General features: G+C 52.0%; 17 protein-coding genes and 1 pseudogene. 1 reads left to right on the forward strand and 17 read right to left on the reverse strand.

All coding sequences use genetic code 11. The annotated features are described in order from the left end of the window. Window position 1: 1 nt before the first annotated feature. The 3 genes from dapB to VK70_RS13065 are packed head-to-tail and all read right to left on the reverse strand — an operon-like array spanning window position 2 to window position 1,735. A complete protein-coding gene (gene dapB / locus VK70_RS13055) occupies window positions 2-805 on the reverse strand; it encodes a 4-hydroxy-tetrahydrodipicolinate reductase (protein WP_025697817.1) in 804 nt (267 codons plus the stop codon). A 35-nt stretch (window positions 806-840) separates the two neighbouring features. Then, window positions 841-1,362, reverse strand: a complete 522-nt coding sequence (locus tag VK70_RS13060) for a tetratricopeptide repeat protein (RefSeq protein WP_025697815.1) — start codon at window positions 1,360-1,362, stop codon at window positions 841-843. Between the two features lie 43 nt (window positions 1,363-1,405). Next, window positions 1,406-1,735 carry a nucleotide pyrophosphohydrolase gene (locus tag VK70_RS13065; RefSeq protein ID WP_025697814.1) on the reverse strand — a complete coding sequence of 110 codons (330 nt, stop codon included), beginning with the start codon at window positions 1,733-1,735 and terminating at the stop codon, window positions 1,406-1,408. A gap of 174 nt (window positions 1,736-1,909) precedes the next feature. Between VK70_RS13065 and VK70_RS13070 the strand changes: the two genes are divergently transcribed. Then, complete coding sequence (locus VK70_RS13070; protein WP_046723363.1) at window positions 1,910-2,779, forward strand: YitT family protein; 870 nt, start codon at window positions 1,910-1,912, stop codon at window positions 2,777-2,779. A gap of 87 nt (window positions 2,780-2,866) precedes the next feature. Here the strand turns inward: VK70_RS13070 and VK70_RS13075 are convergent, their stop codons facing one another. The 14 genes and pseudogenes from VK70_RS13075 to hisC all read right to left on the reverse strand — a co-directional run bounded on the left by VK70_RS13075 (window position 2,867) and on the right by hisC (window position 13,866). Next, window positions 2,867-3,757 (reverse strand): sporulation protein YpjB, encoded by an 891-nt coding sequence (locus VK70_RS13075; RefSeq protein WP_036641576.1) that lies wholly within the window; start codon window positions 3,755-3,757, stop codon window positions 2,867-2,869. A gap of 55 nt (window positions 3,758-3,812) precedes the next feature. After that, window positions 3,813-4,457 (reverse strand): DUF1405 domain-containing protein, encoded by a 645-nt coding sequence (locus VK70_RS13080; protein ID WP_046723364.1) that lies wholly within the window; start codon window positions 4,455-4,457, stop codon window positions 3,813-3,815. Between the two features lie 73 nt (window positions 4,458-4,530). Then, window positions 4,531-5,406, reverse strand: a complete 876-nt coding sequence (locus VK70_RS13085; protein ID WP_025699011.1) for a menaquinol-cytochrome c reductase cytochrome b/c subunit — start codon at window positions 5,404-5,406, stop codon at window positions 4,531-4,533. Between the two features lie 32 nt (window positions 5,407-5,438). Further along, the gene (gene qcrB, locus VK70_RS13090; RefSeq protein ID WP_025692687.1) at window positions 5,439-6,110 is read right to left on the reverse strand and encodes a menaquinol-cytochrome c reductase cytochrome b subunit; all 672 of its coding nucleotides are present in this window, start codon (window positions 6,108-6,110) and stop codon (window positions 5,439-5,441) included. A 6-nt stretch (window positions 6,111-6,116) separates the two neighbouring features. Continuing rightward, window positions 6,117-6,668: a QcrA and Rieske domain-containing protein gene (locus VK70_RS13095; RefSeq protein WP_025699009.1), complete on the reverse strand. Its 552-nt coding sequence runs from the start codon at window positions 6,666-6,668 to the stop codon at window positions 6,117-6,119. Window positions 6,669-6,825: 157 nt separating this feature from the next. Further along, window positions 6,826-7,266: a DUF2487 family protein gene (locus tag VK70_RS13100; protein WP_025699007.1), complete on the reverse strand. Its 441-nt coding sequence runs from the start codon at window positions 7,264-7,266 to the stop codon at window positions 6,826-6,828. Window positions 7,267-7,344: 78 nt separating this feature from the next. Beyond that, window positions 7,345-7,524, reverse strand: a complete 180-nt coding sequence (locus VK70_RS13105; protein ID WP_025699005.1) for an IDEAL domain-containing protein — start codon at window positions 7,522-7,524, stop codon at window positions 7,345-7,347. Between the two features lie 19 nt (window positions 7,525-7,543). After that, a pseudogene (locus VK70_RS13110) lies at window positions 7,544-7,792 on the reverse strand (gamma carbonic anhydrase family protein); the annotation flags it as partial. Then, complete coding sequence (locus VK70_RS13115) at window positions 7,792-8,880, reverse strand: hypothetical protein (protein ID WP_025699001.1); 1,089 nt, start codon at window positions 8,878-8,880, stop codon at window positions 7,792-7,794. The pseudogene VK70_RS13110 and the gene VK70_RS13115, both read right to left, overlap by 1 nt. Window positions 8,881-8,971: 91 nt before the next feature. Further along, window positions 8,972-9,559, reverse strand: coding sequence for a histidine phosphatase family protein (locus VK70_RS13120; RefSeq protein WP_046723367.1), 588 nt, complete (start codon window positions 9,557-9,559; stop codon window positions 8,972-8,974). Window positions 9,560-9,682: 123 nt separating this feature from the next. Next, entirely contained in the window at window positions 9,683-10,276 is a 594-nt protein-coding gene (locus VK70_RS13125; RefSeq protein WP_046723369.1) for a zf-HC2 domain-containing protein, read from the reverse strand. Beyond that, window positions 10,273-10,869, reverse strand: a complete 597-nt coding sequence (locus tag VK70_RS13130; protein ID WP_025693623.1) for an RNA polymerase sigma factor — start codon at window positions 10,867-10,869, stop codon at window positions 10,273-10,275. Before VK70_RS13130 ends, VK70_RS13125 begins: the two co-directional genes overlap by 4 nt. A gap of 759 nt (window positions 10,870-11,628) precedes the next feature. Continuing rightward, a complete protein-coding gene (locus tag VK70_RS13135) occupies window positions 11,629-12,723 on the reverse strand; it encodes a prephenate dehydrogenase (protein ID WP_025693622.1) in 1,095 nt (364 codons plus the stop codon). Between the two features lie 45 nt (window positions 12,724-12,768). Further along, window positions 12,769-13,866 carry a histidinol-phosphate transaminase gene (hisC, locus tag VK70_RS13140; RefSeq protein WP_025693621.1) on the reverse strand — a complete coding sequence of 366 codons (1,098 nt, stop codon included), beginning with the start codon at window positions 13,864-13,866 and terminating at the stop codon, window positions 12,769-12,771. Window positions 13,867-13,925: the final 59 nt, after the last annotated feature.

The raw sequence follows: 13,925 nt of genomic DNA on the forward strand, positions 1-13,925 counted from the left end.
TTTATTCGATAAAGTGATCAAACCCGTATATCATTCCGGTATATCCCATGACTTTTTGGATCCCCAGCTTAACTCCAGGCATGTACCCCGAACGCTCATAGGAATCGTGGCGGATCTTCAGCGTCTGTCCGAAGCTGCCGAAGACAACCTCCTGCTGCGCAAATACACCCGGGAGCCGCACGCTGTGAATCCGAAACCCGTTATAGTAGCCGCCACGAGCGCCTTCGATCGTTTCCTCCTCCTGCGGATTGCCCTGACGCAGCTCTTCGCGCGCCTCGGCAATCAGCTCAGCCGTCTTGATGGCTGTGCCAGAGGGCGCATCCAGCTTCTGGTCTCCATGATACTCAATAATCTCAAGATTGGGAAAGTATTTTGCCGCCTGCGCCGCAAACTTCATCATCAGGATCGCTCCAATCGAAAAATTCGGGGCGATCAATCCGCCTATTCCCTGTTCCCGGCACTGCTTGTCCAATTCTTCAATCTGCTCCGGGGTAAAGCCGGTCGTGCCGATAACCGGCCTTACACCATACTTGATGGCCGCAGCCGTATTGGAATAAGCGGACTGCGGAATCGTGAAATCGACCAGCACATCCGCGCCGCCGGCAGACAGCGCGGCTTCAAGATCTGTTGTTACCGTCACTCCCGCTTCCGGAAGGCCCACCAACAGGCCTGCATCAATATCATGCAGCGAATGGTCCACTGCGGCGGCAAGCGTCAGCTCTTCATCCTGCAGAACCAGCTTAACGACTTCCCGGCCCATCCGGCCGCCGGCTCCTGAAACTACGACTCTGATTTTATTTTTCATATTAGATATGGCCCCCGCTTTCATTCATCTGATGATTACTGCACGTACTTCTGCAGTGATTTCTGCAAGTCTTTCATTAATTCCTTCAAGCCTTCATCGTCCGGATGCAGCATAATGACTTCTTTCATGGCCGCAATCGCCGCCAAAGGATCATTCACCCGGCTGTAAGCAATGGCCAGCCATACATAAGCATCCCCGTAAAGCGGGTCAAGCTTCACAGCCTCCTTCAGCAAGGTGATCGGCCGGTAGGGATTGCTCCTGTGGCCGATTGCCTCCTCCAAGAGCCGTTTGGCTTCCTGCACATGCAGCATGGCTTGCAGGTGCTGCAAATGCAGACGGTAATCCGGCTTCGCGCCGTCAAGCTTCACCGCGGCTCTGGCATGTTCGGCCGCCTTTTCCAGCTTCCCGCTGCGTGCGTAAGTGATTGAGCAGCGATACCGGACCTCCGGATCGTTCGGATCGGCCGCAATCGCGGCTTCGAAGCATACGATCGCCTCCTCAAAATCGCTTCGCAGAATACAGCGGTACGCCTCTTTGACATAATCGCCGGGATTCATGCCTACCACCCCCCGTCATATGCTTCATCATATGCGTATGGGCCTAATCGGTGTTTTTTTTCGTCCAGCGGTCCGCGTCCCGGGTATTAAATTTATGCATGACTTTGTTCATGGCTTCCGTTAAATCGATGCCAAGGGAATTGGCAAAGCAAACGGTGATAAACAGAATATCACCCAGTTCCAGTTCGATGGAATTTTCCGGCTCGTCCGCCTTTTTCGGCTTCTCCCCGAAGGAATGATTGACTTCCCGCGCCAGCTCTCCCACTTCCTCGGACATGCGCGCAAGCATAGAGAGCGGACTGAAATAACCCTCTTTGAACTGCCCGATATATGCGTCCACTTCCCGCTGTATTTCGGCGAGACTTTTCTCCATTTCCTGAAGGCGCTCCTTTCGATCTGCCGCATATTGCCTTTTCGTTTGCCCCTATGTTATCGTAAAGACGTTTTGAAGACAAATCTTTTTTGATGATCTCACACTCTGATAATAGGTATACTTTCCCGCAAAGGAAGAAAAACTGCCGTAATAAACGGCATTACGGAGGAATCCATGAACACTTTGAAACTGACTTCAATCATCAAGACGGTGGCTCCGATCATGCTGGGAACCGCCGTTTACGCCTTCGGACTGCTTTATTTCATTATTCCCAATCATCTTATGGAAGGAGGAGTCACCGGGATTACCATTTTGCTGAATTACGGCTTCGATATTCCGGTGTTCCTTACGACCCTGCTGCTTAACCTTCCGCTGTTTCTCCTCGGCTGGAAAGAACTTGGCGCAAAGCAAATCGCCTACACCGGCGTCGGCATCGGCTCGCTGTCCTTCTTTCTGTGGCTCTTTGAGCGGATGATTGCGCTTGGATGGTTCGATCCCTTTCAGACAGAGCATGACTTTATTCTGGCCTCTCTATACGCGGGAGTAACCCTTGGACTTGGACTTGGAATCGTCTTCCGTTTCGGCGGTACGACCGGCGGCGTTGACATTGTGGCCCGCATATGCGGCCGCCGTTTCGGCTGGAGCATGGGACAGGTCATACTGGTCACTGATGTTGTTATAATCGGATTATCCCTTATTTACATCCCGAGAGAGAAAATTTTGTACACGCTGGTCGCTGTATTTATCGCTTCCCGCGTAATCGATTTTATCCAGGAAGGCGCGTACGCCGCCAAAGCCTTTACGATTATTAGCGACTTCGGACAGGAAATCGCTGACCTGATTACGAATGAAATGGATCGGGGCGTTACCCTCATTCCTTCAATCGGCGCTTATTCCAAGCAGGCGAAGCATATGGTATATTGCATTGTTTCCCGCCAGGAAATCCGGCAATTAAGCCGGCTGGTCAAGTCCGTCGATCCGCGGGCATTTGTCATTATAAGCGATGTTCACGACGTTCAGGGAGAGGGCTTCCGGGAGATCTGAACCATGCAGCGGCATCCGTTATAACAAGCGCAAAGAGCGGCCAAATGGCCGCTCTTATATATTATGCATTCTTTTAGAAATCCATTTTCAGAACAGCTGCCACCGGCTCTTCTCGCCTCTATATTTCCTATAGGCGGTATAGAAAAGCGCAGCCAGGATAAATCCGGCACCGAGCCATCCTGCCAAGCCGTATTCCCGGGGAGCAAGCGGAAGAGACAGCGCCGGTTCATCCTTTTCCTTGCCAAACATGACTCTGGCGGCCTCCCTGCCGTGAGAGACGGCATTCATGAGCTCTTCCCGTTCAGGCGGACGGCTCCCTGACACAAGCCCGGCGGCATAGGACAGCCATGCGTCGAACCGGTTCACTTCTTCCGGTTTGCGGGCGATAATGACAGCCGGGCGGATCGTATCATAACGCTCCTGAATACGGGCAACCGCCGTTCTCCAGCCTGTCATATCACTCTTCGCCGCGCTTTGTTCCATATCGTTCAGATCCTCGCGGATCAGCTTGTAATATTGAAGCCACATCGGCTGACGGGGATGAGCCAAACTGTTGGCGGCAAGACGGAGCCTAGCGGCGGACGCCTCCCAACGCTCCTGCTGCATGCTTACTTCCGCCACGACGGCTTTCATATCAATAATCGCCCCCGAGAGCGCATTGACTCCTTCCACGGATGTAAGCCCATCGAAAGAAGACTGCACGAACAATCTGGAAATCGCATCCATCGTTACCCTGGCCTTATTGATGTTCCCTTCCGTGACGAAACCGTACAGCGTCTCCGCCTGCTGCTCCAGCTTTAGAGCGTTCGCTTCGGCGGTAACCGGCGGCTGCGCCCTCTCCGCCGGCGATTGAGCCCGGCTTGAATCCGCCTGACCGATAGCGAACCCGCTGTAACCCGACACGCTTGACGTATCCCATCCAGCCGTGCAGACCAATGCGACCAGCGTTATGATTATCCAATTCCTCCCGCGCAGCATGGGACATCCCTCCCTCCTGCCTTATGTGTATGGCTTAGGGACAAGGATTAGAACATCATAACCTCTTTATTGAGGCACGTCTTGGGTATACCCCCTTTGACGCTAGCCAAGCGGCCGCGGTGCTGACGAGGGTCAGCAGAAAGGTAAAGGTCCCGACCTGCGGAACATCATCCGTAAGGGCGCTGGGAAGCCAAGGATAAACGCCGTAGGAATAATCGACCGTATCGTTAAGAAGAGTCCACAGCAAAGCCAGCGGAATCATCTTCCGGCAAATAAAAAACCGGGCATACAGCAGCGCCTCCACAGCCATTCCTGTGTGCGAAATCATCAGCATCCAATCCTGCCAAACGACCGGTCCTCCCTGATAGCCTCCCGCCGCAATTATGGATACCGCCCATATGCCGTACTTAACGGAAGTTACAACTGCGAGCGCCTCGATCAAGGCTCTGAGCGTAATTCCTGCCGCCGTCTTCGGCGGATAGAGCAGCAAAATAAGCGCCAGCGTGAAGAACAAGCTTGCCGTAGGGCTGTCAGGCACAAAAGGCAAAAGCCAGCTTGGGTAATGGGCGGCCGTATAGGCCAATTGATTGCCGTACCATATGTATCCGTAAATCGTTCCCGGGATATTGACGGCCAGCAGCAGCCAGATGATAGCCCGGTGCTTTAGCAATTTGTCCAGCTTCATTCCAACAATCGACACGTTAGGTCTCCCCCAAAGCATACAAAAACCTGACCGCAGCTATTCGATCAGGTTATGCGATAATACCTTTATTCTACTGTCCGGATTTTTGTTTCGCAAGCCACTCCGCCAAATGGTTGATATCCTGATCGGTTAACCCTGCGTTAATAGCTGTATCATACATGGGCGGCATCTTATTATTGGAACCTTCTTTAATAATGGTCAGTATCGCTTCCTTATCAAGAGTATCGCCGACACCGCGAAGAGACGGTCCGGCCCCGCCCTTCAAATCAGCAGCGTGGCAGGCTACACATCCGGCCTTCTGAAAGGCTGCCATAGCCGGATCATTTTTGTCTACGATGGCAATTTCTTTTGCCTGCGTAACGCTGCCTGTCGGAAGCCCCTTTGCCCGGTTCTCGGCCGCTTTTTCCTCACGCTGCACATCTTCAGGTACCTGCCCGGTAGCCGCCATTTCACGCTTATGCTCCGTCCAGGCGGTGTTCGTCAGGTAGAAAATCGCCGCAAGCGACAGAAACATCAGCGAGGAAGCGATCGGTCTGCGATAGAATCTGCGTTCTCTGCCTGTATCCAAAAAAGGAGCCAGCAGCAGGGAACCGAAAGCCACGCCCGTTACCCCAAGCGTCCCGAGTACGATATAGTCTCCGGAAGCATACGGAAGCTTCAGATATTGGTACAAGAACAGGAAGTACCAGTCGGGAACCGGGATGACCGTCGCGGCGGCGTTGGCGGGAAAGCCAAGCGGCGCAGGCTCCGAGATCGTCAGCACCAGAATGCCTACGAGCACCACGACGCCGACCATCCATTCCTTGAGGAGGAAGTTCGGGATGAACGCCTCCGATTTCCCAGGATAGGCCGTGTAGTCGGTTGGAGGGATAAAACCGTCTCCCCGCCTGACGCGCGAATCGCCGACATAGACTATTTTTTCCTTGGAGTTGTCTTCATGAGCCACCTAAATGCCCTCCTCTCTTCGGATGCTGCCCTTTACAGCGGGCCGGAAATGCCTTGTCTGCGAATCATGATGAAGTGTCCAACGAGCAGTATAAGCAGCAGCGCCGGGAGGAAGAATACATGGAGAGCGAAGAATCTCGTCAGCGTCTCCGCGCCGACAATGTCGCCGCCCTGCATCAGTTCCTTGAGAACCGGACCCAATACGGGCGTGGAATTGGCGATCTCCAGCGTGACTTTTGTGGCGAAGTAGGCCTTGTTATCCCAGGGCAGCAAGTATCCGGTAAGCCCTAGACCCAGCATCACGAAAAAAATAAGCATCCCGACCACCCAGTTCATCTCGCGCGGCGCCTTGTACGAACCGGTGAAAAATACCCGCATCGTATGCAGGAACATCATGACAATAACAAGGCTGGCCCCCCAATGGTGCATACCGCGGACAATTTGCCCGAAAGCGACTTTGGTCTGCAAGTATTCGACGCTGGCGTATGCGTTGATAATGTCGGGAACGTAGTACATCGTCAGGAACATGCCGGACAGAATTTGAATCACGGTTATGAAAAAGGTCAATCCGCCAAAGCAGTACACGAATGCGGAAAAATGATGCGCGGGGTTTACATGCTCAGGAACCTCGTGATCGGCCACATCTCTCCAAATCGGCGTAATATCCAGACGTTCATCAATCCAGTTGTAGATATTTTTAAACATCGGCGGTTACACCTCCTTGGCGGCCTCGGTATTCGGTACGATATCGCCGAGGTATACCCAGCCATTTTCGATTTTCGTCTTGTACTGATCGAGCGGCTTCGGCGCAACGGCTAAATTCTTGCCCGCTTTGGTATAACGCGCGCCGTGGCAGGGACAGTGAAATTCATCTGGGGTAGCCTTGTTGTTATTCCATCCGACCGTACAGCCCAGATGCTTGCAGATCGGTGAAAGCGCATAAATTTCTCCCTGTTCGTTTTTGCGGATCCATGCGGTCAGCGTCGCTGTGCTGGCGTACCATCCGTCCTGCTGCTTCAGCTCAAACGTGAATTCCTGGGGCTGATCCGTTATTTTGGATTCTTCCGCCACCTTGATGAAATCTCCCGCGCCTTTCTTATGTAGTATCGGGTCGACGGCGAAACGGATCATGGGAAGAAGTGCGCCCGCTCCCATAAAAGCAGTGGCTCCTCCGAGCGTATAGGTCAGAAATTGTCTGCGGGACATCTCTTTACGGCTGGACGGTTTCAAGGCCGGTTTTTCCTGCTCGTTATGGCTGCTCATGTTTGCGTTTACCCCCTGTGTCGGATTTGGGAAAGCGCTGGAGGAAGCAATCAAGCGTTTACAATGACTTATATCACATTTATATCCATTCAGCTTAATCATAGCTTAGCATCCAAAACCCGTCAATGGATCTAACTTCATAATAAATTGTCCATTTTCAGTCACATTTTGAGTTCATATCTTTTTGCCACATTCGCTGTATTTCTTGCGTTGCAAGCCCGATCCCCCTAACCCCATTATCGTCGAAAAACCCTTTGATAGCAATGGGTAAATCGCTTTCATAAACATCTTGAGCAATCAGCGTTCCCCCGGCATCCAGCACTATGGCATATCTGAAATTACTGGACTTGACATTATGACATATTTCATTTATTAATTGCTCTTTGTTATCAATATCGTACTGCACCGCCGGGTATACTACGATCCGTCCCCTGAACGGACGCTCAATCCTATCGATATAATCGCGCAGCTTCTCCAATCTCTCTACCGTCTGGGGCGGCGATTCCTGTCCTGTCAATCCTGTGAACGGAATGAGACAAGTATCATAATAATGGCCATTCTCTTCCCAACTGACGCTGTTGAAATCGCTGAATTTCATGCCAGCTCCCCTTCTTTCGGATAATCTGAAAGCGAGAATCTTTTCATAAAAAAAGATGCGCCGCCGGGCGCACCTCATTTATGCTAAACTTTTCAGTTCGTCTGTAAGGTTTCGGAATGCTTCTTCGTCGCCGATTGCCAGCGCCGTGTCAATCTCACGGTACAAGATGTCGCACCGGCGCTTGCGGAGCGCTTCGTCCCACACCATTTCTGCCGCGAGCCCTAACATCACCTCATAGGTTGACTTCATTTTGTCCATTCGAATACACCTCCGCTGTTTATGCTAATCCGTATTCTTTCCCTTTCTCCACATAACTGGCAGACATTCGCGCCATCCGGAGCAGATCCTGGTCCGTCAATTCCCGTACTACCTTGGCCGGAGATCCCAGGGAAAGGGTGTAAGGGGGAATTTTAATGTTTTCGGTTTCAATAGAACCGGCTCCTACTAAAGCATATTCACCAATCTCTGCTCCGTTCAATACAATGGCGCCCATTCCTATTAATGTTCCCTTGCCTATCCTGCAGCCTAAAGGAGAAGGTGCTGCGATTGACTTCTTTCCATACCCCATGTGGTCATTTTGATTACCGGGCCTTCAGCAGCTTCTCCCGCTCTCAGCATTCCCAGATGCAGCATCATACGCAAAATGCGTTTTTCCAAAATCGAATCGGCATCGTCGTAATAAAACGGCTTAATGAGCCAGCCCAGCGCACCCTTTAAAGATTCTACTGTCACCCAGTCGTAAGCGCTGACACTGATCCAATGTACGAGTGATGGAAGATTTGGAATTGCACCTTTATAAAGTCTTAACCAAAAGGAGAAAATCTGCAACAGGGATTCGTATTTTGCTTCCTCCAAAACCGCCGCGCCCATGCTCGTCAGCTTAAGCCTCTGCCCTTCTTCCGCAATCCATCGCCGGTAGCGCGCATAATCGTACAGGAGAGCCAGCCTTGGCGGGTAATGCTCGCAGGCTCTGCCGTAGCCGAACCTCCAGCCCCCTTTGGTCAGCAGCGGTTCGGAAATATGCAGGCTGTTCATCAGCTGCTGCTGGCATCTTCTGTACATAGCGCCTTCCAGATTCAATTCCGGCTCGTTCTCCAAGACAAAACGCAGAAGGGTCAGCAAATCGGCAGCGGCTAGCTCACCTTCCTCCCTGTATACACCCGGTTCCCCGCTTATTTCCAGCCCTTCCTTAATCCTTACCGCCATCCGGTCACGGAAGCGTTCCTTAAGATCTTTGGGAACTTGAAACAAGTATTTGGTGTGCTGAGATGCACCGTTAAAGAGCCACCCCCCGTTTTTGAACCGGGTTACCATCTCACGAAAGCCTCCGTTAGTTCCAGGCTGGGTCTCGAATGACGACGCTCTCGCTGCGGCAAGCAAATCCTCAAGTGTAAGATAGCTTCTTTCATCAAACAGCAGGGTATTCAGAAACCGCAAATCGTCTTGTGTGCATTCCCTCACTTGCGCTTCCATAAAGTCTTTGCTTCCAAGCGTTATGAGCAGGGTCTGAATAAGGTCATGCTTGGAATTTTGCTTACATTCGCACCGGTAACGGCCTGCTATGGCCGTCAACTGACTCATGTCCGCAAAGCTGAGCATATCCGCCAGATTCATCTTCATCGCCTCGCCGTTTTAATACCATTATGGGATGAATGGCTTTTTTTATTCCATTTTTCGTAAAAAAAATAACCCGAAGGCTATCGGGTTAACGCTGGTTTTGCAGGATATGCCGGCTACAGTTATACAGGAGCGGGTTCCATTCCTTGTCTTTCTTCTCCAGAATCGTAAGGGAAAGATTGCCGATCCGCTGGGTGTATTTGTCCTTATAAAGCGCGATATAGAGTTGGGCGAGAAATCCTCCATGCGACACAACGAGCACATTCCGGTCCGAATGCTTCGCCGATAAGTCCTCCATAAAAGCAAGCCCCCGCGCCTGAAGCTGTTCATCCTTCTCTTGGCCGAATTCCTGCTGGTTCCAGTTCTTTCCCCATCTTGCTTCACGCTCAGCGGCTGTAAGCCCCTCTACCTGTCCGTATGCGCGTTCTCTGATACGCTCGTCTGCCTCAAGGAGCGGAAGTCCGAGTCTTCCGGCAATAATTCTCCCCGTTTCTTCCGCACGGGAAAGGTTGCTAGTAATGCAGTAATCCCAGCGGTATGGCTCGCGCAGAAGCCGCTCCGCGAGCAGCTCCGCCTGTCTGCGGCCCTCGCCGTTAAGCGGGATATCGCTTTGCCCTTGAATCCTGCCAACAGCGTTCCAATCCGTCTGGCCATGGCGTATCAAGCCCATCAACATAAGTAAACTCCCATCCTTTTCCGTATATTTTTTCTTACTGTAACATGGATGAGCTTAAATGTCTCCAAGTTTGGGCGTATTAATGCAGCAAAAGAGCCCTCTTGACTGTCTAAGAGAGCTCTTTCAATGCCTGCGGTACCGGTTCAGCCGGGTAAGCGAAAAGATGGACAAGCCTACTCCCAGCATCGACAGCATCATCCAGTATTCCGGATGGGTTGGCCCCATGGTGACGACAAGAGGCTCGATAATCTGGCTGCCGCTGGAAGCGACCGGATAAACGGATTGCCAATCATTGGACGAACCGGCAATCCCGGTTGGCATAATGCCGCTCTGCGCCATGGTGGTGTTACCCGGCGTCTGCACCATTGTATAGTAGATGAAGCTGCACAGAAACACCGCCAGAAAACAGGCGATCCACAGGCTGATCCGCCGCCGGAAGATACCGGTTTTGCCAGCCGACTTGCCGTCCCCCGGCATCAGCCAGGGGCTTTCCAAATAAATCCGTTCCATCACCCGGGCGTTAATGGCCTCGGCGCGTTCCTCGCTCACCTCAGACTTCATGTCTTTGATCAGCCAGCGGCTTTCTTCCCACATCTCCCATTCGGCTGCGCAGTAGGAACAGCCGGAGATGTGCTGCATTAGACTTATTCGCTCCGGTTTATCGGGAGGAGCATCCCAAAGAAGCGGAATCAGATTCTGCGCTTCTCTGCAGTTCATTGGCTTTTCATCCTCTCAAGCTGTTGTTCATAAGCGGGTTCGTAAAAATAGGATTCAAGCTGAAGCTTAACGCTGCTTCTCGCACGGAACAGCAGCGATTTGACCGAGCTGACGCTCTGATCAAGAATATTTGCGATTTCCTGGTAGTCCATTTGGTCGTACTCCCGCAGAATCAGCGCGGACCGCTGTTTTTCCGGGAGATTGTTGATGGCTTTACGCACAAGGTTCATTCGTTCATTGCGCAGCACGGCCTGCTCTGGAGCCACTTCCAGCGGTGCGACCGGCGTATAGCCGCTTTCTTCAAGCGATACATTCCCCCCGCGGTTCTTGCGAAGCTCGCTAAGCACGGTATTGCGCGCGATGGTGTACAGCCATGTGGAAAAGGACGCGTCTACCTCACGAAAGGAATGAAGGCTGCGGAAGGCCTTGTAGAACGTTTCCGAACAGAGATCTTCGGCGATAAGCTCCATTTGGGAATTTTTCAACATATGATAGACAAATGCCAGTATTTTGCGTTGATAGCGTCGCATGAGTTCTGAATAAAGTTCTGTATTTCCTTGCTTGATTTGTTGGATTAACTGGGAATCCGTCATGGTGGGCGTTTCCTCCTCGCCATAGCGCGTTATATCCCGTTCGTATGTACCCATTATTACCGAACAGGACCCAAAAAGTTGCGGTCATTTCTGAAAAAAATCTGATTTTCATACAGTTTCTATGTATATTCATTAAGACCAACGATAAGCTGCGGAATTTCGGACATTTTGGTTACAGCTGGCAACTCTATAAAAATACTTTTCCTATTGTACCACAATTCGGTTTCCAATGACATTAATAGACTTATGACTCTAGTCCTGATTTACCTCACGAGCTTCCTCTTCGACAAGAGGCGAATCATCGGTTATTCTGCTCCCTAGATTTATCGGCTGTATCCAGACAGAAGTGAAGCATTGCGAATATCGAACAAAAACTTTTTTGAAAGCGTTGACAAAATGAAAACGGATACATATAATAAAAGTACAGTATGGTTTCTCTCCACTCCTATCCAAAACTGTACAGTTCCAATATAGTGAACTGTGGCCGCTTATTTAATAAGCGGTCTTTTTTTGCCCTATTTTATAGAGCGCTGGCTTAACAGCTGAGCTTTGCATGAATCTGCGGCATCGGTTCACGCTAGCCGTGGCCAGCAGGGCGACATCTTTTTCAGGCTGATTTAGACAAGAAGAAACGGCTGAGCCGTCCTTTTAGGGACGGTACCGTTTCTCGTAGAAATATAAGACAAATGGATAAACGCTCAGCTTATAAATTCTTATATTTCAAAAAAGCCGGGCGCTTGCCCGGCCTTGCTTTAAGCGTTATACGTATACTGTGTAATCATGCCGCTGCAGCAGCACTTTGGCGCGTTCCATATCGCTCTCCTGGCGGAAAGACAGGCGCATAATGCCCGGAACGTCCTCCCGGCTCTCAATAATCTGCACATTGCTCAGGTTGATGCCCTGATCACCCAGCTCCGTTGCGATTCGTCCGATAATGCCGGGATGATCGGGAACGTCGATATGCAGATCGAACAGCGGGGTAATCATGCCCTTGCGCCGGTCAGGGAGCTTGCTGCGGAATCCGCCCGCTTCCTGGAACGCTTGCTCGATCCCTGCTCCGTCTTCGTTCTCCAGCAACTCCACAAAAGCGGAAATCTCTTCGTTCCAGTCCTTCAGCAGCTCCAGCATAACCGAGCGGTTATTCAGCAAAATATCCCGCCAAATAACGGGTTCGCTCGACGCAATCCGCGTAATATCACGGAATCCTCCCGCAGCCAGCGTGCTGTACAGTGAATCGGAAGAGTCGTACCCGTGAACCTGATTCACGAGCGCTACGGCGATAATATGAGGCAAATGGCTGATCGCTCCGACAATCTCATCATGCCGCTGGGGCTCCAGCCGAACAATCTGCGCTCTCGTATGTACCAGCAGCGTCTTAAGGGCCTCGTACGCCTCTTCCGGGATATCCGGGGGCGGAGTAAGCACATAATAGGCATTCTCGAAGAGCAGCGATGAGGCTGCCTCCACACCGGAGCGCTCCGAGCCAGCCATCGGATGACCGCCGATAAAATAGACGTCAGGCAGGTCAATCGAAGCCGCGCAGGCGGCAATGCTCGCTTTGGTGCTGCCCACATCCGTAATAATGCAGCCCTTCTTAAGCGGCAATTTGCTCAGCCTGAGCAGATAATCTTCCAGCATCCCAACCGGGACGCACAAAAATATAAAATCCGCGTCCAGCGCCGCCACTTCAAATGACAGCGTCGCGCTGTCGACAACGCCTCTGCTTACATATTTGGCAGCCGACTCCGGGCGATGGGCGTGCCCCACCACGTGCAGCCCTTCTCTGCCCTTAAAGCACAGAGCCAGGGAACCGCCGATCAGCCCGACGCCGAATATTGCAATCTTAGTCGTCATGTCTTTAAACAACTCGCCTTCTGTAAATTCCTTATGCAGTCCGTGCTATACCAGAACTCCCTGCTCTTTAAGCGCGGCTTCCAATACCTCGATAAAGACCTGGTTCTGCTCCTGCGAGCCGATGGTAGCCCGGATGTAGGTAGGATAAAGGCGGTGTCCGGCTCTCACGATAACGCCTTTGCGGAGCAGCAGCTCGAAAATGTCAAACGCAGACACACGGACATCAACCATAATGAAGTTCCCGTGCGCCGGGAAGTATTCCAGCCCAAGACGCCCAAATTCACCCTCAAGCTGAACCCGTCCGGCGCTGTTTAAGCGGCGGCATTCATCCACATAATCCTGGTCTCCCAGAGCGGCAATCGCGGCAGCCTGCGCAAGACGGGAAGTGTTGAAAGGTTCGCGCACCTGATTAATGAGCGTAATAATTTCGGGTCTGGCAACCCCGTATCCGATCCGCAGCGCCGCTAGCCCGTATATCTTGGAGAAGGTGCGCAGCACGACAAGGTTGGGATAGCGGTCCAGCAGCTTGATACCGTCGGAGTAGGACGGGTCGGTCACATACTCAAAATAGGCTTCGTCGAGCACAACCATTACATGGTCCGGGACCGCATCCAGGAAGGCCGTCAGCGCCGATCCGGATACGATCGTACCCGTTGGATTATTCGGGTTGCAGACCCAGATCACTTTGGTCTTGCCCGTAATTCGGGCGAGCATTCCATCCAAATCGTGAGTGCCTTGAACCAGCGGCACTTCGATGCTCACCGCGCCTTCGATATCCGCGTTGCTCTTATAGACGGAGAAGGTCTGGTCGGCCATAATCGTCTCGTCGCCAGGCAGGAAGAAGGCGCGGGCGATAAGCGCAATAATCTCGTCCGAGCCGCAGCCGAAAATGATATTGTCGCTGCTTACCCCCAAATGAGCGGCGAGGGAGGCGGTTAATTCGGCGGCGGAGCCGTCGGGATACAGGCTGAGATTGTCCAGTTCCGCCTGAATGGCGGCTTTTGTGCTTGGTGAAGAGCCATACGGATTCTCATTGGAGGCCAGCTTAATAACCTCATCAAGACCGTACTCCTTCTTCACTTCTTCTATAGGCTTGCCGGGCTTGTAGACCGGAAGGCCAACGATATGGGGTTTCGGCTTCATGAACGATCCTCTCTCTCGGTAATAATCTGTCGGTGCAAGAAGAAACGGCTTCACCGTCC

The sequence above is a fragment of the Paenibacillus durus ATCC 35681 genome, assembly GCF_000993825.1.
Taxonomy (GTDB): Bacteria; Bacillota; Bacilli; order Paenibacillales; family Paenibacillaceae; genus Paenibacillus_AQ; species Paenibacillus_AQ durus_B.